Source organism: Streptomyces sp. Ag109_O5-1 (assembly GCF_003814875.1).
Lineage (GTDB): Bacteria > Actinomycetota > Actinomycetes > Streptomycetales > Streptomycetaceae > Streptomyces > Streptomyces sasae.
This window is the reverse complement of the sequence record NZ_RKQF01000001.1, coordinates 3,387,944-3,412,348: the sequence shown is the minus strand read 5'-3', so window position 1 is coordinate 3,412,348 and position 24,405 is coordinate 3,387,944. Positions and strand designations below refer to the sequence as shown.

Annotated in this window: 24 protein-coding genes; 18 read left to right on the top strand and 6 right to left on the bottom strand. The window is 71.1% G+C overall.

From position 1 onward, the window contains the following. Positions 1-97 precede the first annotated feature (97 nt). Genes EDD90_RS15265 through EDD90_RS15255 form a run of 3 tightly spaced genes read left to right on the top strand, consistent with a single transcriptional unit; the run spans position 98 to position 2,575 of the window. Positions 98-694, top strand: a complete 597-nt coding sequence (locus tag EDD90_RS15265; protein ID WP_123973540.1) for a DUF5998 family protein — start codon at positions 98-100, stop codon at positions 692-694. Continuing rightward, a complete protein-coding gene (locus EDD90_RS15260) occupies positions 694-1,887 on the top strand; it encodes an alkaline phosphatase family protein (RefSeq protein ID WP_398924560.1) in 1,194 nt (397 codons plus the stop codon). The genes EDD90_RS15265 and EDD90_RS15260 overlap by 1 nt, the downstream gene beginning before the upstream one ends. 43 nt (positions 1,888-1,930) lie before the next feature. Beyond that, positions 1,931-2,575, top strand: a complete 645-nt coding sequence (locus EDD90_RS15255; protein WP_123973538.1) for a thymidine kinase — start codon at positions 1,931-1,933, stop codon at positions 2,573-2,575. Between the two features lie 152 nt (positions 2,576-2,727). On the opposite strand, the gene EDD90_RS15250 is transcribed toward EDD90_RS15255, so the two are convergent. Further along, positions 2,728-3,531 carry a VOC family protein gene (locus EDD90_RS15250; protein ID WP_123973537.1) on the bottom strand — a complete coding sequence of 268 codons (804 nt, stop codon included), beginning with the start codon at positions 3,529-3,531 and terminating at the stop codon, positions 2,728-2,730. Positions 3,532-3,845: 314 nt separating this feature from the next. Here EDD90_RS15250 and EDD90_RS15245 point away from each other — a divergent pair, with 314 nt between their 5' ends. Beyond that, positions 3,846-4,694: a sulfurtransferase gene (locus tag EDD90_RS15245; protein WP_123973536.1), complete on the top strand. Its 849-nt coding sequence runs from the start codon at positions 3,846-3,848 to the stop codon at positions 4,692-4,694. A 94-nt stretch (positions 4,695-4,788) separates the two neighbouring features. Here the strand turns inward: EDD90_RS15245 and sepH are convergent, their stop codons facing one another. From sepH to EDD90_RS15230, 3 genes are all read right to left on the bottom strand, one after another. Beyond that, positions 4,789-5,826 carry a septation protein SepH gene (sepH, locus tag EDD90_RS15240; protein WP_123973535.1) on the bottom strand — a complete coding sequence of 346 codons (1,038 nt, stop codon included), beginning with the start codon at positions 5,824-5,826 and terminating at the stop codon, positions 4,789-4,791. A 460-nt stretch (positions 5,827-6,286) separates the two neighbouring features. Continuing rightward, on the bottom strand, positions 6,287-7,606 hold the full coding sequence (locus EDD90_RS15235) for a D-arabinono-1,4-lactone oxidase (protein WP_123973534.1): 1,320 nt from the start codon (positions 7,604-7,606) through the stop codon (positions 6,287-6,289). Then, positions 7,566-8,804, bottom strand: a complete 1,239-nt coding sequence (locus tag EDD90_RS15230; protein WP_123973533.1) for an MFS transporter — start codon at positions 8,802-8,804, stop codon at positions 7,566-7,568. The genes EDD90_RS15235 and EDD90_RS15230 overlap by 41 nt, the downstream gene beginning before the upstream one ends. A gap of 159 nt (positions 8,805-8,963) precedes the next feature. Here EDD90_RS15230 and EDD90_RS15225 point away from each other — a divergent pair, with 159 nt between their 5' ends. Together EDD90_RS15225 and EDD90_RS15220 are read left to right on the top strand one after the other, a co-directional pair. Continuing rightward, positions 8,964-10,091, top strand: coding sequence for a ferrochelatase (locus EDD90_RS15225; protein ID WP_123973532.1), 1,128 nt, complete (start codon positions 8,964-8,966; stop codon positions 10,089-10,091). Between the two features lie 8 nt (positions 10,092-10,099). After that, complete coding sequence (locus tag EDD90_RS15220; protein ID WP_123973531.1) at positions 10,100-10,915, top strand: inositol monophosphatase family protein; 816 nt, start codon at positions 10,100-10,102, stop codon at positions 10,913-10,915. Between the two features lie 705 nt (positions 10,916-11,620). Here the strand turns inward: EDD90_RS15220 and EDD90_RS55455 are convergent. Further along, complete coding sequence (locus EDD90_RS55455) at positions 11,621-11,794, bottom strand: hypothetical protein (protein WP_185149105.1); 174 nt, start codon at positions 11,792-11,794, stop codon at positions 11,621-11,623. A gap of 418 nt (positions 11,795-12,212) precedes the next feature. Here EDD90_RS55455 and EDD90_RS15210 point away from each other — a divergent pair, with 418 nt between their 5' ends. The 4 genes from EDD90_RS15210 (at position 12,213) to EDD90_RS15195 (ending at position 15,748) form a co-directional block, all read left to right on the top strand. Then, complete coding sequence (locus EDD90_RS15210; protein WP_003993508.1) at positions 12,213-12,866, top strand: response regulator transcription factor; 654 nt, start codon at positions 12,213-12,215, stop codon at positions 12,864-12,866. Positions 12,867-12,871: 5 nt separating this feature from the next. Continuing rightward, entirely contained in the window at positions 12,872-14,119 is a 1,248-nt protein-coding gene (locus EDD90_RS15205; protein WP_123981279.1) for a HAMP domain-containing sensor histidine kinase, read from the top strand. A 401-nt stretch (positions 14,120-14,520) separates the two neighbouring features. Further along, positions 14,521-14,817, top strand: coding sequence for a DUF4193 domain-containing protein (locus EDD90_RS15200; RefSeq protein WP_003997302.1), 297 nt, complete (start codon positions 14,521-14,523; stop codon positions 14,815-14,817). Positions 14,818-14,830: 13 nt separating this feature from the next. Beyond that, positions 14,831-15,748 carry a hypothetical protein gene (locus EDD90_RS15195; protein ID WP_123973530.1) on the top strand — a complete coding sequence of 306 codons (918 nt, stop codon included), beginning with the start codon at positions 14,831-14,833 and terminating at the stop codon, positions 15,746-15,748. A 245-nt stretch (positions 15,749-15,993) separates the two neighbouring features. Here the strand turns inward: EDD90_RS15195 and EDD90_RS15190 are convergent, their stop codons facing one another. Beyond that, complete coding sequence (locus EDD90_RS15190) at positions 15,994-16,461, bottom strand: DUF3093 domain-containing protein (protein ID WP_123973529.1); 468 nt, start codon at positions 16,459-16,461, stop codon at positions 15,994-15,996. A 58-nt stretch (positions 16,462-16,519) separates the two neighbouring features. Between EDD90_RS15190 and EDD90_RS15185 the strand changes: the two genes are divergently transcribed. From EDD90_RS15185 to EDD90_RS15150, 8 genes are all read left to right on the top strand, one after another. Continuing rightward, complete coding sequence (locus EDD90_RS15185) at positions 16,520-17,104, top strand: PaaI family thioesterase (protein WP_123973528.1); 585 nt, start codon at positions 16,520-16,522, stop codon at positions 17,102-17,104. Next, complete coding sequence (gene dut / locus EDD90_RS15180) at positions 17,101-17,646, top strand: dUTP diphosphatase (RefSeq protein ID WP_123973527.1); 546 nt, start codon at positions 17,101-17,103, stop codon at positions 17,644-17,646. Before EDD90_RS15185 ends, dut begins: the two co-directional genes overlap by 4 nt. Before the next feature lies 1 nt (position 17,647). Then, positions 17,648-18,409 carry a DUF3710 domain-containing protein gene (locus EDD90_RS15175; protein WP_123973526.1) on the top strand — a complete coding sequence of 254 codons (762 nt, stop codon included), beginning with the start codon at positions 17,648-17,650 and terminating at the stop codon, positions 18,407-18,409. 164 nt (positions 18,410-18,573) lie between these two features. After that, on the top strand, positions 18,574-19,740 hold the full coding sequence (locus EDD90_RS15170) for an alginate lyase family protein (RefSeq protein ID WP_123973525.1): 1,167 nt from the start codon (positions 18,574-18,576) through the stop codon (positions 19,738-19,740). Between the two features lie 103 nt (positions 19,741-19,843). After that, on the top strand, positions 19,844-20,536 hold the full coding sequence (locus EDD90_RS15165) for an ABC transporter ATP-binding protein (RefSeq protein ID WP_123973524.1): 693 nt from the start codon (positions 19,844-19,846) through the stop codon (positions 20,534-20,536). Between the two features lie 157 nt (positions 20,537-20,693). Beyond that, positions 20,694-23,252, top strand: coding sequence for a sensor histidine kinase KdpD (locus EDD90_RS15160; protein WP_123973523.1), 2,559 nt, complete (start codon positions 20,694-20,696; stop codon positions 23,250-23,252). Next, positions 23,249-23,935 carry a response regulator gene (locus tag EDD90_RS15155; protein WP_123973522.1) on the top strand — a complete coding sequence of 229 codons (687 nt, stop codon included), beginning with the start codon at positions 23,249-23,251 and terminating at the stop codon, positions 23,933-23,935. The genes EDD90_RS15160 and EDD90_RS15155 overlap by 4 nt, the downstream gene beginning before the upstream one ends. A 69-nt stretch (positions 23,936-24,004) precedes the next feature. Beyond that, positions 24,005-24,403, top strand: coding sequence for an OB-fold nucleic acid binding domain-containing protein (locus tag EDD90_RS15150; RefSeq protein WP_123973521.1), 399 nt, complete (start codon positions 24,005-24,007; stop codon positions 24,401-24,403). Positions 24,404-24,405: the final 2 nt, after the last annotated feature.

Here is a 24,405-nt window from a genome sequence, read left to right as displayed (position 1 = left end):
GTACTGAGACGAGTACGGAGACGAACGCCTGCCTAGGGCGACGGCGTTCGAGGCGGGTGCCCGCGACTGGCCCGGGTCCCCCTGCCCACGGATTAGGATGGACGCCATGGCCAAGACCAGTACGACGACCCAGGGGCTGCGCGTCGCGATCGAGCGCAGCGGCTACTACCCGGCCCTCGTGGCCGAGGCGGTGGAGGCTGCCGTGGGCGGTGAGCCGATCCGGTCGTACCTGGTCCACCAGGAGACGACGTTCGACCAGAACGAGGTCCGGCGGCATGTGACCGTGCTGGTCCTCACCGGCAACCGCTTCATCGTCAGCCACACCGACGAGCAGGCCGCCGACAGCACCTCCCCGACGCCGTACGCCACCACCTCGACGGAGTCGGTCAAGCTCGGCCGGATCTCGTCCGTCGTGGTGAGCCGGGTCGTCGCCAACCCGGAGCAGTACACGCCGGGCACCCTGCCCCGCGAGATCGTGCTGACCATCGGCTGGGGTGCCGTCTCCCGGATCGACCTGGAGCCCGCCGCCTGCGGCGACCCCAACTGCGAGGCCGACCACGGCTACACGGGCAACTCCACGGCGGACGACCTCAGCCTGCGCGTCAGCGAGGCCGGGGACGGCCCGGAGACGGTGCGCCAGGCGCTCGCCTTCGCCCAGGCCATCTCCGAGGCGACCGCGGACGTCACGCGCTGATGGCGTACGCCGCCTGGGACCACCCGGAGCCCCTCACCCTCGCCTCCGCGCCGCTGCCCGAGTACGGCAGCGGCTCCCTCGCCGACCTGCTGCCCACCCTGGCCGCCGGCATGGCCGTACCCGGTATGACCGCGTCGATCAGCGAGCTGACGCCGGCCGACCGCAACTGCGTCTTCCTGATCGACGGGCTCGGCTGGGAGCAGATCAAGGCCCACCCGGACGAGGCGCCCTACCTCACCGCGCTGCTCGGCAGCTCGCGCGGCGGCACCGGACGGCCGATCACCGCCGGCTACCCGGCCACCACCGCGACCTCCCTCGCCTCCGTCGGCACCGGCCTGCCGCCGGGCGCGCACGGCCTGCCCGGGTACACCGTCCGCAACCCGGCCACCGGCGAGCTGATGAACCAGCTGCGCTGGCAGCCGTGGTCCGACCCGGCCGCCTGGCAGCCGTACCCCACCGTCTTCCAGCTCGCCCACGACGCGGGGGTGCACGCCGCCCAGGTGTCCTCCCCGCACTTCGAGCACACCCCGCTCACCAAGGTCGCGCTCAGCGGCGGAACGTTCCACGGGCGGTTGACGGGCGAGGAGCGCATGGACCTCGCGGCGGAGCAACTGGCCGCCGCCGACCGTTCCCTGGTGTACACGTACTACGCCGAGCTGGACGGCGCCGGGCACCGCTACGGCGTCGACTCCGACACCTGGCGCGGCCAGCTCATGCACGTCGACCGGCTCGTCCAGCGGCTCGCCGAGCAGCTGCCGCCGCGCAGCGCGCTGTACGTCACCGCCGACCACGGCATGGTCGACATCCCGTTCGACGAGCAGCACCGCATCGACTTCGACGAGGACTGGGAGCTGCGGGCCGGGGTCGCCCTGCTCGGCGGCGAGGGCCGGGCCCGCCATGTGTACGCCGTCCCGGGCGCCGGGAACGACGTGCTGACCTGCTGGCGCGAGGTGCTCGGCGAGCAGTTCTGGGTGGCCTCGCGGGACGAGGCGATCGCCGCGAGCTGGTTCGGCCCGCCGGACCGGTTCGAGGGGCGGGTGTACGACCGGATCGGTGACGTGGTCGCGGCCGCGTACGACGACGTGCTGATCATCGCCTCCGAGCGGGAGCCCAAGGAGTCGACCATGGTCGGCAACCATGGCTCGATGACCCCCGCCGAGCAGCTCGTACCCCTGCTCGAAGTACGCTCCTGACGCCTCCCCTCCCGACGACTCGCCGAAAGGTGCTCAACTCCTCATGCCCGAGCTGGTGTTCTTCTCCGGAACAATGGACTGCGGGAAGTCGACCCTGGCTCTGCAGATCGAGCACAACCGGTCGGCCCGCGGTCTCGTCGGCATGATCTTCAGCCGCGACGACCGCGCCGGTCACGGCAAGCTGTCCTCGCGGCTCGGCCTGGTCACGGACGCGGTCGAGGTCGAGGACGGCCAGGACCTCTACGCCTACCTGGTCGACCATCTCTCCCAGGGCGGCCGCGCCGACTACGTCATCGCCGACGAGGCGCAGTTCCTGGCGCCGGAGCAGATCGACCAGCTCGCGCGCGTGGTCGACGACCTGGGCATGGACGTCTACGCGTTCGGCATCACCACCGACTTCCGCTCCAAGCTGTTCCCCGGCTCCCAACGGCTGGTGGAGCTGGCCGACCGGGTCGAGGTGCTCCAGGTGGAGGCCCTGTGCTGGTGCGGCGCCCGCGCCACGCACAACGCCCGTACGGTCGGCGGCGAGATGGTCGTCGAGGGCGCCCAGGTGGTCGTAGGGGACGTCAACGGTTCGGTCGGGAAGGTCGGCTACGAGGTGCTGTGCCGACGCCACCACCGCAAGCGCATGACGAGCGCGACGGCCCGGGCGGCGGCGCTGTCACCCGACGTGCTGCCGGTCACATAAGCCCGTCCGGCACGCCTCCGCCCGGTCCGACACTGACCACCGCCGACCGCCGCACCCGCTACGAGTACGACACCGACGGTTGTGTCCTGGCGGCGACCGACGGCCGCGGCCAGACCGTCTCGTACGGCTACGAGCGCTTGAACCGCGACGGCTCACCGTGGGCTCTCGACGACCGAGAAGACCGCGCCCTCCGGGTCCGCCACCGTCGCGACCCGCCCGTGCTCGCTGTCCCGGGCCCGCTTCAGCACCTGCCCGCCGAGTTCGGCGACGTTGCGCAGGGTCGCGTCCGCGTCGGCCACCTCGAAGTACGTCAGCCAGTGCGGCCCCCGGTCCCGGGGCAGTGAGAGGCCGACGCCGTGGATGCCGGCCACCGGGCGGCCTTCGACGTGCAGGGTCACGTAGTCGAAGCCGGCGGAGACCAACGGCTCCTCCTCGTAACCGAACACCGTCTCGTAGAACTTGGCGACGGTCGTGGTCTCGAAGGTCAGCAGCTCGTTCCAGGCGGGGGAGCCGGGAACGCCGGTGACCGCCGTGCCGAGGTGGGCCGAGGCCTGCCAGATGCCGAACACCGCGCCCGAGGGGTCGGAGCCGATGGCGAGCCGCCCCGCCTCGGCCGCGTCCAGCGGGCCGACGCCCACCGTGCCGCCGCACAGCCGGGCCGCCTCGGCCGTCAGGTCCACGTCGTCCGAGGCGAAGTACGGGGTCCAGGCGATCGGCAGATGGAGGTCCGGCGGCAGCTGTCCGACGCCCGCGACCTCCCGCCCGTCGAGCAGCGCCCGGACATAGGGGCCGAGCTGGTGGGGCCCGGGCTCGAACTCCCAGCCGAACAACGCTCCGTAGAACTCCTCGGTCGCGGTCAAGCCGTGCACCATCAGACTCACCCAGCAGGGGGTGCCGGGCGCGCGCCGAGCGTGCGTGCCGCCGTTCGCGGCCGCCGATCCCCGTACCTCGGTCATCGTCACTCTCTCCTCGGCCCCTCGCGGTGGCCGTGTCGCTTCCGCTGCCCGGACCGGTTGTGCCGCAGCCGCGGACACGCCCCGTGCCGATGCTCGCACCCTGCGTGGCGACTGGTGTCCACGACTGTGGGGGCGGCTCCGCCGCGAGGATGCCTGGTCTGCCGTTTCTCGCCCGTTTCCGGTCGATCGCCGTCGGGTGTCCATCAGCTGTACAGCATGTGCCCGATCCCGTACGCCCGGTGATCGAGGCTGTCCGGCCGAGCAGAGTAGTCGTACCTGGACGATGCGGCCACCCCTGGCGTAAGGATGGGGCCATGGAAGCCATCATCACCGCAACCGAACTCGCCGACGACCTGGGCGGGCCGAACCCGCCCGTCCTGCTGGACGTCCGCTGGCAGTTGACGTTGACCACGCCCGGCACGCCGCCCTTCGACGGCCGGGCCGTGTACTCGGCCGGGCATCTGCCCGGCGCCGTCTATGTGGACCTGGACGAGGAACTGGCCTCGGCGCCCGGCGCGCACGGCCGCCATCCGCTGCCCGACCTGGCCGTCTTCGGTGCGGCGATGCGCCGCGCGGGCGTGTCTGCGGGCCGGCCGGTCGTCGTGTACGACGGCGGACAGGGCTGGGCGGCCGCACGCGCCTGGTGGCTGCTGCGCTGGACGGGTCACCCGGACGTGCGGGTCCTCGACGGCGGGTTGCCGACCTGGGAGGGCGCTCTTTCGACTGAGGTGACCGAGCCCGCCGAGGGTGACTTCGAACCGGTGCCGGGCGCGGAGCAGTTGCTGGACGCGGACGGGGCGGCCGCGCTCGCTCGCTCGGGTGTGCTGTTCGACGCCCGTGCGGGGGAACGGTACCGGGGTGACGTGGAGCCGATCGACCGGGTCGGCGGCCATATCCCTGGTGCGGTGTCGGCGCCGACCACCGAGAACGTCGGTCCGGACGGCCGCTTCCTGCCCGCCTCCGAACTCCACGACCGTTTCAAGGGCCTGGGCGCCTCGGAGGCGGCCCCGGTGGGTGTGTACTGCGGCTCCGGCGTCTCCGGCGCCCACGAGGTGCTGGCGCTGGCCGTCGCGGGCATCCCGGCGGCGCTGTACGTGGGTTCGTGGTCGGAGTGGTCCTCCGACCCGTCCCGCCCGGTCGCGGTCGGCCCGGACCCGCAGTAACGGCCCCCGGACGGCAGCCGAAAGAGGGGCACGCACGCGTGCCCCTCTTTCGTATGGATTCTTCGAACGGGTCGTACGGCCGTACGACCCGTTCTTACTCCTGCTTCTTGCGCCGCGTACCGAAGACGATCTCGTCCCAGCTCGGCACGGCGGCCCGGCGGCCGGGGCGGACACCGTCGGCCTCGGCCTGGCGGTCGGTGGCGCCGATCAGCCGGTCGCGATGGCTGCCGACGGAGCGGGGCATGAGGACGTCCGCGTAGGCGGAGCCCGCGGAAGCCGCCGGAGCCGGAGGCTCCTCCGTCACCGGTTCCTCGACGGGCTCCTCCTGTGGCTCCACCGGGCGCTCCGGGACCACCATGTCGCCCCGGAAACTCGGCACCGCCTCCAGCAGGCTGGTCAGCGAGTCCCGTTCGGCGATGCTCTCCTCGGCAGGTTCCGACGACTGCGCGGGCAGACTCGGCCGCTCGCGGTCCCGGTCGGCGGAGCGGTCGAGCGGGCGGTCGCGCGGCAGCCGCGCGATGCGCGGCACGAACGGAAAGCTCGGCTCCGGCACGGCGAGGTCGTCGGACTCGCCGATCAGGGAGCGGGCCTCGTCGTCGACCGCCTGGACGAGCCGCCGGGGCGGGTCGTAGGTCCAGCTCGCCGAGTGCGGTTCGCCCGCGACCCGGTAGACGAGGAGGACCTCCCAGGTGCCGTCGTCGCGGCGCCAGGAGTCCCACTGCACGGTGTCCTTCTCGGCGCCGCGCAGCACCAGCCGCTCCTGTACGGCCTCGCCGAGCAGCGGACCGGAGTTCTCGCCGGGCCGACGGACGGGCGTCTTGCGAGCCCGCTCGGCCATGAAGGCGCGCTCGGCCAGTACCGGACCCTCGAAGCGCCGCACCCTGTCGACGGGGATCCCGGCGAGCTGGGCGACCTCTTCCGCGGTCGCGCCCGCCCGTATCCGCGCCTGGATGTCCCGGGGCCGGAGATGGCTCTCGACCTCGATCTCGATCTGTCCGAGCCGGGGCCGGTCGCCGCGTACGGCGGCACGGAGCCGTTCGTCGATCGGAAGGGTGTACTCCGTTGAGTCGGCAGCCTTGAGCACCAGCCGTGTGCCGTCATTGGAGACGGCCACGACACGCAGTTCGGGCATGGGGACCTCCCGGGTGGTGCCTGCCGACGTCACGTGCGTCGCTGCTTCCGCTAGTCGAGTGTGGCCTGCCCGGGTGCAGCCTGCCACAACCTTGCCGAGTTGCCCGGCGTGTCGGGCACGGGCCCTGGAACGCCGTTATGGCACGGTTACCTATTCGCAACGCTAAGTGACCAACTCTGTCACCCTGTGCAACTAGCCCCCTCCCGGCGGTCCTGCAAGGCCCCGGACGCCCTGGCGGGAGACCGGACCCAGGGCTCGAAACAGTACTCCATTCGGGCCACGTGCGTGGATTGGCGCGCCGCCCAACTTCTGGCAACAACCTTTCCCTGGCCGCGCTTTGCCCATGCGGCCGATCTTGAACGTGGCGTACTTCACGCAATCATCAGAAACGGAACTAATGGTTTCGTTCGTACGTCCCCTTCTTGCGCGGCCGGTCGAACAAGTAGGGGACGATCCGCGGCTACTGGCCCAGAACCCTCCGCAAGTAGTCGTTCTGGAACAGCCGGTTCGGGTCCAGCCGGTCCCGCAGTGCCGTGAACTCGCCGAAGCGCGGGTAGACCTCGGCGAAGTAGTCCGCGTCCCGGGTGTGCACCTTGCCCCAGTGCGGGCGGCCCTCGTGCGCGGTGAAGATGCGCTCGGCGGCGGTGAAATACGCCTGGTAGGGCGTACCCCGGAACATGTGCACGGCCACATAGGCGCTGTCCCGTGCGGAGGCGGTGGACAGGGCGATGTCGTCGGCGGGGGCGGTGCGGACCTCGACCGGGAAGTTGATCCTGAGACCGGAACGGTCGACCATCGCCTTCAGTTCCCGCAGCGTGTCCACCAGCGCCTCACGCGGGACGGCGTACTCCATCTCCACGAAGGGCACCCGGCGCGGGGATGTGAAGACCTTGTAGGGAATGTCCGTGTAGGTCCGCGAGGACAGTGCCGTGCTGGAGATCCGGGCGATCGTCGGCACGGCGCCCGGCACCGCGCGGCCGACCAACTGGGCCGCGTGGAAAACCCCGTTGGAGAGGAACTCGTCCTCGAACCAGCCTGCCAGCTGCCCGACCGGCTGGGGCGGCCCCGCGCTGCGGTTGTTGCGCTTGGTGTTGGTGTTGTCGGTGTGCGGGAACCAGTAGAACTCGAAGTGCTCGTTCTCGGTGCGGAGTTGATCGAACTCGGCGAGCACCCGGTCCAGCGGCATCGGCTCCTCGCGCGCGGCGAGCAGGAAGACCGGCTCCACGGCGAAGGTGATCGCGGTGACGATCCCGAGCGCGCCGAGACCGACTCGCGCGGCCGCGAACACCTCCGGGTTCTCCTTCTCCGAACAGGTGAGCACCGAGCCGTCGGCTGTGACCAGTTCGAGTGCGGTGATCTGGGCGGCGAGCGAGGCGGACTCACGGCCGGTGCCGTGCGTACCCGTGCTGGTGGCCCCGGAGACCGTCTGCTCCATGATGTCGCCCATGTTGGTCAGCGACAGGCCCTCGCGGGCCAGGGCGATGTTGAGTCTCTTGAGCGGGGTGCCGGCCTCGACCGTGACGGTCATGGCTTTACGGTCAATGTTGCGTATGCCCGTCAACAGTTGAGGGCGGATCGAGACACCGTCGGTCGCGGCGATCGCGGTGAAGGAGTGGCCGCTGCCGACCGCCTTCACCTTCAGGCCGTCCTCCGCCGCCTGCCGTACGGCCGCAGCCAGCTCGTCCACGGAGGCGGGCGTGACCTCCCGTGCGGGGCGGACGGTGACGTTCCCTCCCCAGTTACGCCACGTGCCGCTCTTCCCGCTCGCTGTGCTGCTCAACGGTGCCTCCCCGACGCGTGACCGGCCTGTTGAGCCGGCGGTACCCGAGGAAACCGACCGCGACCGCGACGGCCCCGGACACGGCCGGAACCCCGTACCCGGCACGGGCGCCGGCCGCGTCGATCACCCAGCCGGCGACCGAGGAGCCGAGCGCCACCCCGACCGCGAGGCCGGTGCTCACCCAGGTCATGCCCTCGGTGAGCTTCGCGCGAGGTACGTGCTCTTCGATGAGGGACATCGTCGTGATCATCGTCGGCGCGATGGACAGGCCCGCAACGAACAGCGCCACGGCCAGAAGCGGCAAGTTTCCGACCAGTAGGAGGGGGATCATACTCACGGCCATCGCACATATGCCCAGCAGCCACCTGCGTTCCGGCTTCCCCGCGAACCGCATCAGGCCGAAGATCACCCCGGCCAGGCAGGAGCCCGCCGCGTACAGGGCCAGGACGACGCTGGAAGCACCCTTGTGGCCGCGTTCGTCGGCGAAGGCGACCGTCACGACGTCCACCGCCCCGAAGATCGCCCCGGTGGCCACGAAGGTCGCCACCAGCACCTGGAGGCCGGGTGCGCGCAGCGCCGAACCGCCGCCGTGGTGCTCGCGCGGGTGCGGTTCGGGCTCGGTGGCGCGCTGGGCGGTCAGCCAGAAGACACCGGCGGCGAGGAAGCAGGCGGCCAGCAGCGGCCCGGCCTCCGGGAACCAGGTGGTGGACAGGCCGATGGAGAGGATCGGCCCGAAGATGAAACACACCTCGTCGACGACGGACTCGAACGAGTAGGCGGTGTGCAGTTGCGGGGTGCCCCGGTAGACGGCGGCCCAGCGGGCCCTGATCATCGCGCCCAGGCTCGGCACCGCGCCGATCCCGGCGGCGCACATGAACAGCACCCAGTCGGGCCACCCGTAGTGCGCGGCGAACAGCAGCCCGGCCGCGGCCACCAGCGCGAGCAGGGTCGCGGGGCGCAGGACGCGGCGCTGGCCGTACTGGTCGACCAGCCGGGACACCTGCGGTCCGAGCGCGGCGGCGGACAGAGCCATGGTGGCCGAGAGCGCGCCCGCGAGCCCGTACCGCCCGCTGATCTGGGAGATCATCGTGACCACGCCGATGCCCATCATCGACAGCGGCATCCGGCCGACGAAGCCCGCGGCGGAGAAGCCCTTGCTGCCGGGTGCGGCGAACAGGGCGCGATAGGGGCTGGGCACGGAGGTCTCCGACGGCTGAGTAAGGCGTGAGTGCGGCTGATACAGCTTACGAGTAAGGGGAACCTAATGCACCCGCTCGGTGCTGGGGATAAACCTCCCGAATCCGACTCTTCACGCTCCTGTTTCCGGGCCGTCAGCGCCGGGTGGCAGGATCGGCACATGTCAGACGCGCTCGATGCCACCCCCTACGACGCCCTGCTCCTGCTCTCCTTCGGCGGCCCGGAAGGCCCGGACGACGTGGTCCCGTTCCTGGAGAACGTGACGCGCGGGCGCGGTATCCCGAAGGAACGCCTCAAGGAGGTCGGGCAGCACTACTTCCTGTTCGGCGGGGTCAGCCCGATCAACGACCAGAACCGCGCCCTGCTGGACGCCCTGCGCAAGGACTTCGCCGAGCACGGCCTGGACCTGCCGATCTACTGGGGCAACCGCAACTGGGCGCCGTACCTGACGGACACCCTGCGCGAGATGGTCGCCGACGGCCGCCGCCGCATCCTGGTGCTCGCCACCAGCGCCTACGCCTCCTACTCGGGCTGCCGCCAGTACCGCGAGAACCTCGCGGACTCGCTGGCCGCGCTGGAGGCCGAGGGCCTCGAACTCCCGAAGATCGACAAACTGCGGCACTACTTCAACCACCCCGGCTTCCTCGACCCGATGATCGACGGCGTGCTGGCCTCGCTCGCGGATCTGCCCGAGGACGTCCGCGCGGGCGCCCACATCGCGTTCACGACCCACTCCATCCCGACCGCGTCCGCCGACACCTCCGGGCCGGTCGGGACGCACGGCGAGGGCGGCGCGTACGTCGAGGAGCACCTTGACGTGGCCGAGCTGATCGCCGACGCGGTCCGCGAGCGCACCGGCATCGACCACCCCTGGCGGCTCGTCTACCAGTCCCGCTCCGGCGCCCCGCAGATCCCGTGGCTGGAGCCCGACATCTGCGACCACCTGGAGGAACTGCACGGCGCCGGGGTCCCGGCCGTCGTCATGGCCCCCATCGGCTTCGTCTCCGACCACATGGAGGTCCTCTACGACCTCGACACGGAGGCCACGGCCAAGGCCGAGGAACTGGGTCTGCCGGTACGGCGGTCCGCGACCGTGGGGGACGACCCGCGGTTCGCCGCCGCGATCCGCGACCTGGTCCTGGAGCGCGCGGCGGCGGAGAGCGGGCGCGAGGTCACCCCGTGCGCCCTGGGCACGCTCGGCGCGAGCCACAACCTCTGCCCGGTCGGCTGCTGCCCGGCCCGCGCCGCCCGCCCGGCCGCCGCGGGCGCCGACAGCCCCTACGCGTGAGGAACCCCGTGACCGACACCCTGCACACCGACCTGCTGGAGCTCGCCCGGGAGGCGGCCGCCCTCGCGGGCGAGCTCCTGCGGGACGGGCGCCCGGCCGATCTCGCCGTGGCCCGGACCAAGTCCAGCCCGATCGACGTCGTGACCGAGATGGACATCGCGGCGGAGAAGCTGATCACCGACGTGATCTCCGCCCGGCGGCCCGACGACGGCTTCCTCGGCGAGGAGGGCGCGTCCACCGAGGGCACGAGCGGGGTGCGCTGGGTGATCGACCCGCTTGACGGCACGGTCAACTACCTCTACGGGCTGCCCACCTGGGCGGTCTCCATCGCGGCCGAGCAGGACGGGGAGACTGTGGTCGGCGTCGTGGCGGCCCCGATGCGCGGCGAGACCTACCACGCGGTGCGGGGCGGCGGTGCCCGGGCGACCGGGGCGTGGGCGGGCGAGCGGGAGCTGACCTGCCGGCCGGCGCCGCCGCTGGACCAGGCGCTGGTCTCCACGGGCTTCAACTACGTCACCGAGGTCCGCACCCATCAGGCCGAGGTCGCCGCCCGGCTGATCCCGCTGCTCCGCGACATCCGGCGCAGCGGGTCGGCGGCGATCGACCTGTGCGACGTGGCCTGCGGCCGGCTGGACGGGTACTACGAGCGCGGGCTGAACGCGTGGGACTGGGGAGCGGGGGACCTGATCGCCCGCGAGGCCGGCGCACGCACGGGTGGCCGCCCCGGAGAGCGCCCGTCCCGCGACCTGACGATCGCCGGCACACCCGGCGTCTTCGAGCCCCTCCAGCGCCTGCTGGAGGACTTCGGAGCGTGGCACGACTGAGGAGGGCCGCACGCGGGGGCTGAGGGGGCACGGCACCGCCGGAGACCGCCGTCGTGGCAGACCGCCGTCGCGGCGGGGAAGAACGTCGGCGGCGGCGTGCTGGGGGGTGCTGGTGGCTGGTGTGGCTGGGCACCGCCGGACTGCGCCGTTTTGGCTGAGCGCTGTCGCGGCGGGGAAAGGATGTGCGACCGCGGGGGCGTGATTCGACGGTGGGGGAAGTCGGAGGGCGCTGCGGTCGGCTGGGCGTGGCTGGGCACCGCCGGGCTGCGCCGTCTCGGCCGGGCGCCGTGGCGGCGGGAAGAGGATCGGCAGCGGGGAGCGGGACAGAGCGGCGCAAGAGATCGACGGCGAGCAGTGGGACAGGGCGGCGAGCCCTGTTGGATGCTGCCGCCTGCCGCCTGCCGCCTGCCGCCTGCCGCCTGCCGCCTGCCGCCTGCCGCCTGCCGCCTGCCGCCTGCCGCCTGCCGCCTGCCGCCTGCCGCCTGCCGCCTGCCGCCTGCCGCCTGCCGCCTGCCGCCTGCCACCTGCCGTTCGCCGGTCTGTGGTCCGTCGGTCTGTGGTCCGTCGGTCTGTGGTTCTGCCTCTCCTGAAAAAGATCTCGTTCGTCGGCCGTCGGCTGGAATCGAACGCTGTTGCGGTGGGAAGGGAACAGGTACGGACAGGGCCCCGGCGCTGGATTCGCCGGGGCCCTGTCCGTGTGCAGGATCAGACGCTGGTCGCGCCTACTTCCACACCGTGTTCGGCGGCGAGACGGCGCAGGTCGTCGAGTTCGGCCTGTTCCACTTCGACGAGGAAGTCGTCGCCCTCGTCAAGAGCTCGCGTGAGGTCGGACTCGGTCGCCTTTATGCGCTGCAGAAGTCCCGTCGTGAATGCGTCCATGCTGCGCCCCCTCGTCCTGGGTCGTGGGTCGGTGGCACGGGGGTGTGCCGTTGGGAAGGGGCGATCACGTCTCTCGCGGGTGCCCAGCGCTGCCCTGCCGGGCGGCGACGGTGCCGGACACCCCCATCGTCCACTCTGCTGTAGCGGCGAAGTACGTACCGCATGGTGCTGCGGCACATGCAGAGCGTGATCGCGGGGTGTACATGCCGTCCTCCCCCCGCTCCCCTCCGTGGAAACCTCAACCGGAAGAGAAAATCTCGCATTCCCCGCCCGGCACCGCCGATCCGGCCGTCCTTCCCCCGTCTTACTGCCGACTTATGGCCGAAAAGGGCAGGATGGAGGTCACACACCCCACGGAGACCCCTGCCCGCGTGCGCCGGTTCGCGCTGCGCGGGTGGACAGAGGAAGGACAAGCGACGTGCGCGTACTCGTCGTCGAGGACGAGCAACTGCTCGCCGATGCGGTGGCCACCGGACTGCGCCGGGAGGCCATGGCCGTCGACGTCGTGTACGACGGGGCGGCCGCCCTGGAGCGCATCGGCGTCAACGACTACGACGTGGTCGTTCTCGACCGCGACCTCCCCCTCGTGCACGGCGACGACGTCTGCCGCAAGATCGTCGAGCTCGGCATGCCCACGCGCGTGCTGATGCTGACCGCGTCCGGCGACGTCAGCGACCGGGTGGAGGGACTGGAGATCGGCGCCGACGACTACCTTCCCAAGCCCTTCGCCTTCAGCGAGCTCATCGCGCGCGTGCGCGCCCTCGGCCGCCGTACCAGCGTGCCCCTGCCGCCCGTCCTGGAGCGCGCCGGCATCAAGCTCGACCCGAACCGCCGCGAGGTCTTCCGCGACGGCAAGGAGGTCCAGCTCGCGCCCAAGGAGTTCGCGGTCCTGGAGGTGCTGATGCGCAGCGAGGGCGCGGTGGTCTCCGCCGAACAGCTGCTCGAAAAGGCGTGGGACGAGAACACCGACCCCTTCACCAACGTCGTGCGGGTGACCGTGATGACGCTGCGCCGCAAGCTCGGTGAGCCTCCCGTCATCGTCACCGTCCCCGGCTCGGGATACCGGATCTGATGACCGTGGCCACCACCCCCGCACCTCCGCAGGCACCGCCCAAGCCCACCTGGGACCCCCGGAGGCCGCAGCCGGTCTTCCCGTGGCTGCGCCCGACCATCCGGATACGGCTCACCCTGCTGTACGGCGGCATGTTCCTGATCGCCGGCATCCTGCTGCTGTCGATCATCTACCTGCTCGCCGCGCAGGCGATCAGCACCGGCAACCAGCCGCTGTTCAAGATCGTCAACTTCTCGGGGCTCAAGGTCTCCAGCGACAGCTGCCCCACGATCAACACGTCCAGCCTGCCGCTCTCGGACTTCAACGACGCGATCGCCCAGTGCGTGGACCACCAGCGCCAGGCGGCCCTGGACAACCTGCTCAGCCGTTCGCTGCTGGCCCTGCTGGGCCTCGCCGTGATCGCCTTCGCGTTCGGTTACGCGATGGCCGGCCGGGTGCTGTCCCCGCTCGGCCGCATCACCCGCACCGCCCGTGCGGTGGCCGGCTCGGACCTGTCCCGCCGGATCGAGCTGGACGGCCCGGACGACGAGCTCAAGGAGCTCGCGGACACCTTCGACGACATGCTGGAGCGGCTGCAGCGGGCCTTCACCGCCCAGCAGCGCTTCGTCGGCAACGCCTCCCACGAGCTGCGCACGCCCCTGGCGATCAACCGCACGCTCCTGGAGGTGCACCTCTCGGACCCGAACGCGTCCGCGGAGCTGCAGCAGCTCGGCAAGACCCTGCTGGCCACCAACGAGCGCAGCGAGCAGCTCGTGGAGGGCCTGCTGCTGCTCGCCCGCAGCGACAACCAGATCGTCGAGCGCAAGCCGGTCGACCTGGCCGAGGTGGCCTCCCAGGCCATCGACCAGGTGAACGGCGAGGCGGAGGCCAAGGGCGTGACCATCAGGGGGCAGCGCAAGCAGGCGGTCGTCCAGGGCAACGGCGTGCTCCTCGAACGGATCGCCCTGAACCTGGTGCAGAACGCGGTGCGCTACAACGTCCCCGAGGACGGCTGGGTCGAGGTCGAGACGGAAATCCAGCACGGCCAGGCGGTACTCTCCGTGGCGAACACCGGACCGGTGGTGCCGGCGTACGAGATCGACAACCTCTTCGAGCCCTTCAGGCGGCTCCGTACCGAGCGCACGGGCAGCGACAAGGGTGTCGGCCTCGGCCTGTCCATCGTCCGGTCCGTGGCGCGGGCACACGGTGGTCACATCGCGGCCCAGCCCCGTGAGGGCGGTGGGCTCGTGATGAGGGTCACTCTGCCGATTTGACCTGAATTCAAGATCGCGACACTCGCGGAGGATGTTCGCTTTGCGCGGAATTTTCGGGCGGCGTGGCAGGCTGGCCCATGTGTGATCGATCACACGGACGGATTTCCAGCCATCTACTCTCCGTGATCATGGCCAGGGGAATAAAGCCGGGAAAATCCCTGTTTTCAGGGGTCTTGATCACGGGAAGTACAGGGTGAGGCGCCTTTGAGGTGCTTCAAGTGGACCGTGTACGGTCCCCATCGCCATTCAACCCGATCACTCTTGAGGGCTCCGGTTGGGTGTCGATTGAGTAACAGACCTTGATGTGAGGCAAAATCTCCGCCTCGGGTCGGGCACAAGTCCGGCCTCTCACGCGTTACGTGCGCTGGAGACACCGCAAACACCCAGAGGGGGAGAGCGACATGGCAACCGACTACGACACTCCACGCAAGACCGACGATGACGTCGACTCGGACAGCCTTGAAGAGCTGAAGGCCCGGCGGAACGACAAGTCCACGTCTTCGGTGGACGTCGACGAGTTCGAGGCCGCCGAAGGCCTGGAGCTGCCCGGCGCCGACCTCTCGAACGAGGAGTTGGCCGTCCGGGTGCTGCCCAAGCAGCAGGACGAGTTCACCTGCATGAGCTGCTTCCTGGTGCACCACCGCAGCCAGCTGGCCCGGGAGAAGAACGGTCAGCCGATCTGCCGCGACTGCGACTGAGGACGGGTCGGGCATGACTGGCTCGACCCCACCTCGGAAGCGCCGCTTCCCCCTGCGGGGAGCGGACTCGGGGCCGTCCGACGGCCCACGTGCGCGTGATGACGAGCGAGGCTCGCCCGATCCGGGAGCCTCGCTCGAACCGGCGGCCGGCCGGGGTGACCTCCCGGTACCGGCGGACGAGCCCGCGCCCGTCGTTAGACGACGGGCCGCGGCCATCCGCGACAAGGCCGTGGACGTGGCCCGGGAAGGCGCCCGTATGGGCGGCAGCCGGGCGAAAGCGGGGCTGGCCTACCTCGCGGACCGGATCATCGAGATCGCCCCGCGTGTCCCCGTACGTGACCTCGCGACCCTGCGTCGGCAGTTCCCGGGCCTCGGGCCCGAGCAGCTCGCCGACAAGCTGGTGACGGGTGCCGCGGGTGCGACCTCGGCGGTCGGGGCCGGGATCGGTGCCGCGGCGATGCTGCCGGTGCCGCCGGCGATGCCGACCGAGCTGGCCGCGGAGATCACCGGGGTCGCGGCGATCGAGCTGAAGCTGATCGCCGAGTTGCACGAGGTGTACGGCGTGCGGCCGCCGGGGAGCCTGAAGGCCCGCAGCACCGCGTATCTGTCCTCCTGGTCGGGGGAGCGTGGGATCGACGTGATGAGACCGTCGACGATCAACAACGCCCTCGGCGGGCAGATGAAGCGCGAGCTGCGCCAGCAGATCATGAAGCGGGTGGTGCGGGACCTGCCGAACCTGATGCCGTTCATGGTGGGTGCCGCGGTGGGGGCGGTCATGAACCGCCGGGACACCAGAAAGCTGGCTGCGCGGATCCGGACGGACCTGAAAAAGATCCAGGTGCCGTGGGAGGAACTGCCGGAGCTGCCGCCGCTGGAGAGGCCGGCGGAGCCGTTGCCGATCGCGGAGCTTCCGGAGGACTTCGGGGGCTGAGGGGCGCTCCGGGCGCACCCGGGTTCGGCACCGCCGAATCCCGCCGCCGTGGCCGAGCGCCGTCGGGGTGGATGCATGCGCAGATCAGCAGCGGATCAACCGCCGGGGTCGAGATCAGGTCAGCTGTCGGACGCGACGCGGCCAGTCGTCCGGGAGCGATCAGGCCGACCCTCGGTGCGCGGCGAGACCGGCGTCGGTCGCGGCGCGTGCGGCTCAGCTGTCCCGCGGAAGCCCAGAAGGCTTCGCTAGGCCTTTGCCGCTGTCCTGGCCGCCTCGATCGCGGCCGCCAGGGCCTCCGGCTCACGCGTCGACAGGTACAGGTACGGCGTCGGGTCGTCCGGGTCCGTGACCTCCACCCGCAGGGCCCTGGGGATGTAGGCGCGCAGCAGCAGGAAGGCGCGGACGTCGGCCTTGTACGTGCGCCAGGCGCGCGCCTCCTCCGGGTCCAGGACCTCGGACGCGCCGAGGGCCGACACCGGGATCTTCGCCTCGCCCGCGATCAGCGAGTCCCCCACGACCCGGATGCGCGGGGAGCCGTACGAACTGGCCACCACGGCGGCCGCCGCCGTGCCGCCGACCAGGCCGCCCAGCGCCGGCAGAGTGCCGAAGGGCAGCAGTATCAGGGCGAACGAGACGCCGACCAGGAAGCTGATGAACCACCACGACCGGGGGGCGGTGAGGCGTTCTTCGTACGGGGTGGCGGAAAGCTGCATGGAGCCAAGCTTGGCACGGTGTCCGGATTCACTGGACGCGCGGGTAAGGTCTGCGGCTGTGAGTGGTAGTTCCGCAGCTCTTCAGCCTCCCGCCAGTGCCCGGAAACCGGTGCGGCACCCCGATGCGCCCGCGCCCGGGGAGCTCCTCGGCGCCCACTACGAACACTGTTTCGGGTGCGGTCACGAGCAGTCGCACGGGCTGCAGCTGGAAGCGCGGGCCGGTGACGGGGTCTCCCTCACCGCGGAGTTCACCGTTCGGCCCGCCCACCAGGGCGCCCCGGGCCTCGCGCACGGCGGAGTCCTCGCCACCGCCCTCGACGAGACGCTGGGTTCGCTGAACTGGCTGCTGCGGAAGATCGCCGTCACCGGACGGCTGGAGACCGACTTCGTACGGCCGGTGCCGGTGGGCACCACGCTGCACCTGGCGGCCGAGGTCGTCGCGGTGGCCGGACGGAAGATCTACTCGACCGCCACCGGACGCATGGACGGCCCCGAGGGCCCCGTCGCCGTTCGCGCCGACGCCCTCTTCATCGAGGTCCCGGTCGAACACTTCGTCGACAACGGCCGCGGTGAGGAGATCCGGGCCGCCATGAGCGATCCGGACCAGGTCCGGCGCACCCGTGCCTTCGAGGTGAACCCATGAGTCCGATCGAGGTCCTCATCCGCCGCGTCGACCCCGATGTACCGCTTCCGGCGTACGAGCACCCCGGCGACGCGGGGGCCGATCTGCGGACCACCGAGGCGTGTGAGCTGAAGCCGGGAGAACGGGCCGTACTGCCCACGGGGGTGTCGATCGCGCTCCCGGACGGGTACGCGGCCTTCGTGCACCCCCGTTCGGGTCTCGCCGCCCGGTGCGGTGTGGCCCTCGTGAATGCCCCGGGGACGATTGATGCCGGGTACCGTGGGGAGATCAAGGTGATCGTGGTGAATCTCGACCCGCGCGAGGATGTGCGGTTCGAGCGCTTCGACCGGATCGCCCAACTGGTCGTCCAGCAGGTCGAGAAGGTTCGCTTCCAGGAGGTGGCGGAGCTTCCCGGCTCGGCGCGGGCCGAGGGGGGCTTCGGGTCCACCGGCGGTCATGCCGCGGTGGGCGATGTGAGCGGCACAAGCGGTCAGGCCGCCGAGGGCGGTCCGACGGGTGGGAATCGATACGCTTCGGTCGTATCCGACCGGGAAGGACAGTGACGTGTTCGGACGTCGCAAGAAGAAGGGTGCCGCCGAGGACGCGGCCGGCGAGGCCGAGCAGGTCGTCGACAGCGTCGACACCGAGGCGGACGAGGAAGAGGGCGAGCGCGAGCGCGTACGCCTGGAACCGGAGCCCCGGCCCGACGGACCGTGGGACGACTCCGAGGTGCGGGAGCCGGGCGAGGGCCGGGTGGACCTCGGCGGTCTGTTCGTGCCCGGCGTCGACGGCATGGAACTGCGCGTCGAGGTCGCGGGTGACGCGATCGTCGCGGCGACCGTGGTGCTGCGCGACAGCGCCGTCCAGCTGCAGGCCTTCGCCGCCCCCAAGCGTGAGGGCATCTGGGGCGAGGTGCGCGAGGAGATCGGCTCCGGCATCACCCAGCAGGGCGGCATCGTCGACGAGGTCGAGGGTCCGCTGGGCTGGGAGCTGCGTGCCCAGGTGCCGGTGCAGCTGCCGGACGGCACGGGCGGCTTCCAGGTCGTGCGGTTCGTCGGTGTGGACGGGCCGCGCTGGTTCCTGCGCGGTGTGATCTCCGGGCAGGGCGCGGTGCAGCCGCAGGCCGCCGGGCTCCTGGAGCAGATCTTCCGGGACACCGTCGTGGTCCGCGGCGAGGGCCCGATGGCGCCCCGCGACCCGATCGTCCTGAAGCTGCCGAACGACGCCCAGATGGTTCCCGAGGGCGTCCAGCAGGAGGAGTCCTCGCGCTTCTCCGGCGGCATGGGCCAGCTCCAGCGCGGACCGGAGATCACCGAGGTCCGGTAAGAACACACGGCAAGCGACAAGGGCCGCACCCCTCACGAGGGGTGCGGCCCTTTCATATGCGTGACCTCTTGACGGCGCATTGGTCTGTACCTACCGTCACGGCTCAACGCGTCTGTTCATAAAGGCGCCTCGCGTTCACATGAAAGAACGGAAGGCCCTCAGGTATGCGCAGAACCGGACTCTTGGTGGCCGTCGTCGCCCTCGTGGCCACAGCCCTTTCCTGGCCCGCCCAGGCCGCCCCCGCCACCTTCGTGCACCCCGGAGTCACCGTCTCGCGGTCCCAGCTGGACTTCGCCCGCACCGAGGTGCTGGCGGGCGCCCAGCCCTGGAAGGCGGCCTACGACCAGATGATGGCGAGCAAGTACGCCGACCTGAACCGCACGCCCAAGCCGTGGGCCACCGTCGAGTGCGGGCCGTACTCGGACCCCGACTACGGCTGCACCGACGAGCGCGAGGACGCGATCGCCGCCTACACAGACGCGCTCGCCTGGTACATCACCAAGGACGCCCGCTACGCCGAGAAGGCCATCCAGATCATGGACGCCTGGTCGGCCACCATCACCGGCCACGCCAACAGCAACGCGCCCCTGCAGACCGGCTGGGCCGGCTCCTCCTGGCCCAAGGCCGCCGAGATCATCAGGTACACGTACACCGGCACCTGGGCGAACGAGGCCCGCTTCGCCACCATGCTGCGCAACGTCTACCTCCCCACCGTCATCAAGGGCTCCAACTCCAACGGCAACTGGGAGCTGAAGATGATGGAGGCCGCCGTCGGCATCTCCGTCTTCCTGGAGGACAAGGCGTCCTACGACTCGGCCATGGCCAGGTTCCGCACCCGTACGGCCGCCTATGTCTACCTCGCCTCCGACGGCTCGGTGCCGAAGACCGTGCCCAGCCAGAACCTCGACACCACCGCCAAGATCGTCTCGTACTGGCAGGGCCAGTCCACCTTCGTCACCGGCCTCACCCAGGAGACCTGCCGGGACTTCGTCCACACCGGGTACGGGATCTCCGCGATCTCGCACGTCGCCGAGACCAGCCGGATCCAGGGCGAGGACCTGTACGGCACCGACGTCGGCGAGCGGCTGCGGCAGGCGCTCGGCTTCCAGTCCAAGTACCAGCTGGGCACCGCCGTCCCCAGCTGGCTCTGCGGCGGCTCCCTGAACCTCGGCCTCGGCCCCGTCACCGAGGTCGGCTACAACGCCCTCCACAACCGCCTGGGCATCGCCATGACCAACACCCAGACGCTCACCCTGGCCAACCGCCCCGCCGGCACCAACAACCTCTTCGTCGCCTGGGAGACCCTCACCCACGGCGACAACCCGAACTGAACCCGACCTGAAGCCGGCCTGAACCCGACCGGATCCGACGAACGCTTGAACGGCCGGGCGCCGGCCCCCGATACTGGCGCCCGGCCGACCGGGGGAGCGGGGCATGAGCCGAGTGATCACCGAGACGATGGTGCGCGTCGAGGACGTCCACAGGTCCTACAGCCGAGGCGCCGCCGCCGTGCACGCGCTGCGCGGGGTCTCCTTCGAGGTGGCACGCGGTGAGCTGGTCGCCCTCAAGGGGCGCTCGGGCTCCGGCAAGACCACCCTGCTGAACATCGTCGGCGGCCTCGACACACCCGACCGGGGCAGTGTCACGGTCGACGGGCGCAACCTCGCCGAGCTGGGCGAGAACGGGCTGCTGGAACTGCGCCGGGACCGGATCGGCTTCGTCTTCCAGTCCTTCGGGCTCATCCCGATCCTCACCGCCGCCGAGAACGTGGGCGTGCCGATGCGGCTGCGCCGGACCGACGCCCGCGAGCGCGAGGAGCGCGTCGAACTGCTCCTCGGCCTGGTCGGCCTCGCCGAGCACGCGGCCCAGCGGCCCGGTGAGCTGTCCGGCGGCCAGCAGCAGCGCGTCGCCGTGGCCCGCGCCCTCGCCAACCGCCCCGCGCTGATCGTCGCCGACGAACCGACCGGCCAGCTGGACGCCGAGACCGGGCACGCCGTGATGGAGCTGCTGCGCGCGGTCGTACGGAGTGAGAACGTCACCGCGCTGGTGGCGACGCACGACACGACCCTGCTCGACCTGGCCGACCGGGTGCTGGAACTGGCCGACGGGGAGATCGCCGAGCACTGACCACGCCGGACGATGCCATCCGAGCCGAACGCACCGACCCGCGCCATCAGAGTTGCGTCAAAGATGCCCGCCGCCCGGCCTTCCGTTCCGTTCACCGGGACTGTCGGCCGTAAGGTCGACGCTGCGTAGGCAGCAGTCACGGGAAGACAATAGGACCATGGCACGCGGCAAGCTTCGGATCTATCTCGGTGCGGCACCGGGTGTGGGCAAGACCTACGCCATGCTCTCCGAGGCGCACCGGCGCGTGGAGCGGGGCACGGACTGCGTGGTCGGCTTCGTCGAGCACCACGACCGGCCGCGCACCGAGGTGATGCTGCACGGCCTGGAGCAGATCCCGCGCAGGGAGCTGGAGTACCGGGGCGCCACGTTCACCGAGATGGACGTGGACGCCGTACTGGGCCGCGCCCCCGCCGTCGCCCTGGTCGACGAACTCGCCCACACCAACATCCCCGGCTCCCGCAACGCCAAGCGCTGGCAGGACGTCGAGGAGCTGCTGGCCGCCGGGATCGACGTGATCTCGACGGTCAACATCCAGCACCTGGAGTCGCTCGGCGACGTCGTGGAGTCCATCACCGGCGTGCGCCAGCGTGAGACGGTGCCCGACGAGGTGGTACGGCGTGCGGACCAGATCGAGCTGGTCGACATGTCGCCCCAGGCGCTGCGCCGGCGCATGGCGCACGGCAACATCTACCAGCCGGACAAGGTCGACGCGGCCCTGTCCAACTACTTCCGCCCCGGAAACCTCACCGCCCTGCGCGAGCTGGCGCTGCTGTGGGTGGCCGACCGGGTCGACGAGTACCTGAAGCAGTACCGCAGCGAGCACCGGGTCTCGGCGATCTGGGGCTCCCGGGAGCGGATCGTCGTCGGCCTCACCGGCGGGCCCGAGGGCCGGACGCTGATACGACGGGCCGCGCGGCTCGCCGAGAAGGGCGCCGGCGGCGAGGTGCTCGCCGTCTACATTTCCCGCAGCGACGGGCTGACCTCCGCCTCCCCGAAGGAACTCGCCGTCCAGCGCGCCCTCGTCGAGGACCTCGGCGGCACCTTCCACCAGGTCCTCGGCGAGGACATCCCCGCCGCCCTGCTCGACTTCGCACGCGGCGTCAACGCCACCCAGATCGTCCTCGGCTCCTCGCGCCGCAAGGCCTGGCAGTACGTCCTGGGGCCCGGCGTCGGCGCCACCGTCGCCCGCGAGTCGGGGCCCGACCTGGACGTCCACATCGTCACCCACGAGGAGGTCGCCAAGGGGCGCGGCCTTCCGGTGGCCCGGGGCGCCCGGCTCGGGCGCGGCCGGATCATCGCGGGCTGGCTGGTCGGTCTGGTCGGCCCGGTCGTCATGGCGCTGCTGCTCAACACCGTCGAGCTCGGCCTCGCCAACGACATGCTGCTGTTCCTGACCTTCACGGTCGCGGCCGCACTGCTCGGCGGGCTCTTCCCGGCCCTGGCCTCGGCGGCCTTCGGCTCGCTGCTGCTGAACTACTTCTACACCCCGCCCCTGCACCGGCTGACCATCGCCGACCCGAAGAACATCGTCGCCATCGTGATCTTCTTCGGGGTCGCGCTGTCGGTCGCCTCGGTCGTGGACCTCGCCGCCCGCCGCACCCACCAGGCGGCCCGGCTGCGCGCCGAGTCGGAGATCCTCTCCTTCCTCGCCGGCAACGTGCTGCGCGGCGAGACCAGCCTGGAGGAACTGCTCGAACGGGTCCGGGAGACCTTCGGCATGGAGTCCGCCGCCCTGTTGGAGCGGGCGGGCGACGTCGAGCCGTGGACCTGCGCCGGGCGGGCCGGCTTCGGACCCGCGCTGGAGCGCCCCGAGGACGCCGACGTCGACATGCCCGTGGGCGACCACATGGCGCTCGCGCTGACCGGCCGGGTGCTGCCCGCCGAGGACCGCCGGGTGCTCGCCGCCTTCGCCGCCCAGGCCGCCGTCGTACTGGACCGCAGACGCCTCCAGGAGGAGGCCGAGCAGGCCCGCGCGCTCGCCGAGGGCAACCGGATCCGTACGGCCCTCCTGGCGGCCGTCAGCCATGATCTGCGCACCCCGCTCGCCGGGATCAAGGCCGCGGTGTCGTCACTGCGCTCGGACGACGTGGCGTGGTCCGAGGAGGACCGGGCGGAGCTCCTCGAAGGCATCGAGGACGGCGCCGACCGGCTGGACCACCTCGTCGGCAACCTGCTCGACATGTCCCGCCTGCAGACCGGCACCGTCGCCCCGATCGTCCGCGAGATCGACCTCGACGAGGTGGTCCCGATGGCCCTGGTCGGCGTCCCCGAGGGCAGCGTGGACCTGGACGTCCCCGAGACCCTGCCCATGGTCCGGGCCGACGCCGGGCTCCTGGAGCGGTCCGTGGCCAACCTGGTCGAGAACGCCGTCAAGTACAGCCCGCAGGACTGCGCCGTGCTCGTCTCCGCCAGCGCCATCGCGGACCGCGTGGAGGTACGGATCGTGGACCGCGGGCCCGGCGTGCCCGACGAGGCCAAGAACCGCATATTCGAGCCCTTCCAGCGCTACGGTGACGCCCCGCGCGGCGCCGGGGTCGGACTGGGGCTCGCGGTCGCCAGGGGCTTCGCCGAGGCGATGGGCGGCACCCTCAACGCCGAGGACACGCCCGGAGGCGGGCTCACCATGGTCCTCAGCCTCCTCGCGGCAGGATCGGTCACCGCAGTAACAGAAGCCGTGGCGGACGGCGTGGCAGAACCGGAAAGGCAGGCCTCATGACCCGTGTGCTCGTGGTCGACGACGAGCCGCAGATCGTGCGCGCCCTCGTGATCAACCTCAAGGCGCGCAAGTACGAGGTCGACGCGGCCCCCGACGGCCGGACCGCTCTCGAAACGGCCGCCTCCCGCCACCCCGACGTGGTCGTCCTCGACCTCGGCCTGCCCGACATGGACGGCGTCGAGGTGATCAGGGGGCTGCGCGGCTGGACCAGGGTGCCGATCCTGGTGCTCTCGGCCCGCCACTCCTCCGACGAGAAGGTGGAGGCGCTCGACGCGGGCGCCGACGACTACGTCACCAAGCCCTTCGGCATGGACGAGCTGCTGGCCCGCCTCAGGGCCGCCGTACGCCGTGCGGAACCCGTCGCCGGGGGCGACGAGGACGACGTCCTGGTGGAGACCGAGGGGTTCACCGTCGACCTGGCCGCGAAGAAGGTCAACCGGGCCGGCCGGGACGTCCGGCTCACCCCGACCGAGTGGCATCTGCTGGAGGTGCTGGTCCGCAACACCGGCCGGCTGGTCAGCCAGAAACAGCTGCTCCAGGAGGTGTGGGGGCCGTCGTACGGGACGGAGACCAACTACCTGCGCGTGTACATGGCCCAGCTGCGCAGGAAGCTGGAGGCGGACCCGTCGCACCCGAAGCACTTCATCACCGAGCCGGGGATGGGCTATCGGTTCGAGAAGTGATCCAGGCCGCCGGTCCGGGAGGCGAGCTGGACTACGGTGGTGTCGGCGGGCCCCGGTACGCTTTCAGACATGAGTGCTGTTCCTCGTTCCGAAAGGCCGGTCGGCCGGTTCCGGCGCATGCTCGACCGGCTCTCCTCGTCCCAGGAGGACCTGGAGTCGGAGGAGCTGCGCGAGGATGCCGACATCGCGGGCTGTATCCGGATCGGCGACTGCCAGGACCGGCAGATCGTCACTGTTACTGGTACCTTGCGCACGGTCACACTGCGGCCGCGGGCCGGAGTCCCGGCCCTGGAGGCGGAGCTGTTCGACGGCTCCGCCGCGCTGGACGTGGTGTGGCTCGGCAGGCGCTCCATCGTGGGCATAGAACCGGGGCGCAGGCTGATCGCATCTGGCCGGATCTCGATGAGCCGGGGCCGCCGGGTGCTGTTCAATCCCAAGTACGAACTGAGACCCCTCGGTAGGGAGTAGCC

Bases quoted from the DNA above. Each gene is read 5' to 3' on its own strand.
- dut (WP_123973527.1), top strand. From the start codon at position 17,101: ATGAGTCCGATCGAGGTCCTCATCCGCCGCGTCGACCCCGATGTACCG.
- EDD90_RS15255 (WP_123973538.1), top strand. From the start codon at position 1,931: ATGCCCGAGCTGGTGTTCTTCTCCGGAACAATGGACTGCGGGAAGTCG.
- EDD90_RS15170 (WP_123973525.1), top strand. From the start codon at position 18,574: ATGCGCAGAACCGGACTCTTGGTGGCCGTCGTCGCCCTCGTGGCCACA.
- EDD90_RS15265 (WP_123973540.1), top strand. From the start codon at position 98: ATGGACGCCATGGCCAAGACCAGTACGACGACCCAGGGGCTGCGCGTC.
- EDD90_RS15155 (WP_123973522.1), top strand. From the start codon at position 23,249: ATGACCCGTGTGCTCGTGGTCGACGACGAGCCGCAGATCGTGCGCGCC.
- sepH (WP_123973535.1), bottom strand. From the start codon at position 5,826: ATGCCCGAACTGCGTGTCGTGGCCGTCTCCAATGACGGCACACGGCTG.
- EDD90_RS15160 (WP_123973523.1), top strand. From the start codon at position 20,694: ATGGCACGCGGCAAGCTTCGGATCTATCTCGGTGCGGCACCGGGTGTG.
- EDD90_RS15200 (WP_003997302.1), top strand. From the start codon at position 14,521: ATGGCAACCGACTACGACACTCCACGCAAGACCGACGATGACGTCGAC.
- EDD90_RS15250 (WP_123973537.1), bottom strand. From the start codon at position 3,531: ATGACCGAGGTACGGGGATCGGCGGCCGCGAACGGCGGCACGCACGCT.
- EDD90_RS55455 (WP_185149105.1), bottom strand. From the start codon at position 11,794: ATGGACGCATTCACGACGGGACTTCTGCAGCGCATAAAGGCGACCGAG.
- EDD90_RS15150 (WP_123973521.1), top strand. From the start codon at position 24,005: ATGAGTGCTGTTCCTCGTTCCGAAAGGCCGGTCGGCCGGTTCCGGCGC.
- EDD90_RS15245 (WP_123973536.1), top strand. From the start codon at position 3,846: ATGGAAGCCATCATCACCGCAACCGAACTCGCCGACGACCTGGGCGGG.
- EDD90_RS15190 (WP_123973529.1), bottom strand. From the start codon at position 16,461: ATGCAGCTTTCCGCCACCCCGTACGAAGAACGCCTCACCGCCCCCCGG.
- EDD90_RS15225 (WP_123973532.1), top strand. From the start codon at position 8,964: ATGTCAGACGCGCTCGATGCCACCCCCTACGACGCCCTGCTCCTGCTC.
- EDD90_RS15165 (WP_123973524.1), top strand. From the start codon at position 19,844: ATGAGCCGAGTGATCACCGAGACGATGGTGCGCGTCGAGGACGTCCAC.
- EDD90_RS15195 (WP_123973530.1), top strand. From the start codon at position 14,831: ATGACTGGCTCGACCCCACCTCGGAAGCGCCGCTTCCCCCTGCGGGGA.
- EDD90_RS15260 (WP_398924560.1), top strand. From the start codon at position 694: ATGGCGTACGCCGCCTGGGACCACCCGGAGCCCCTCACCCTCGCCTCC.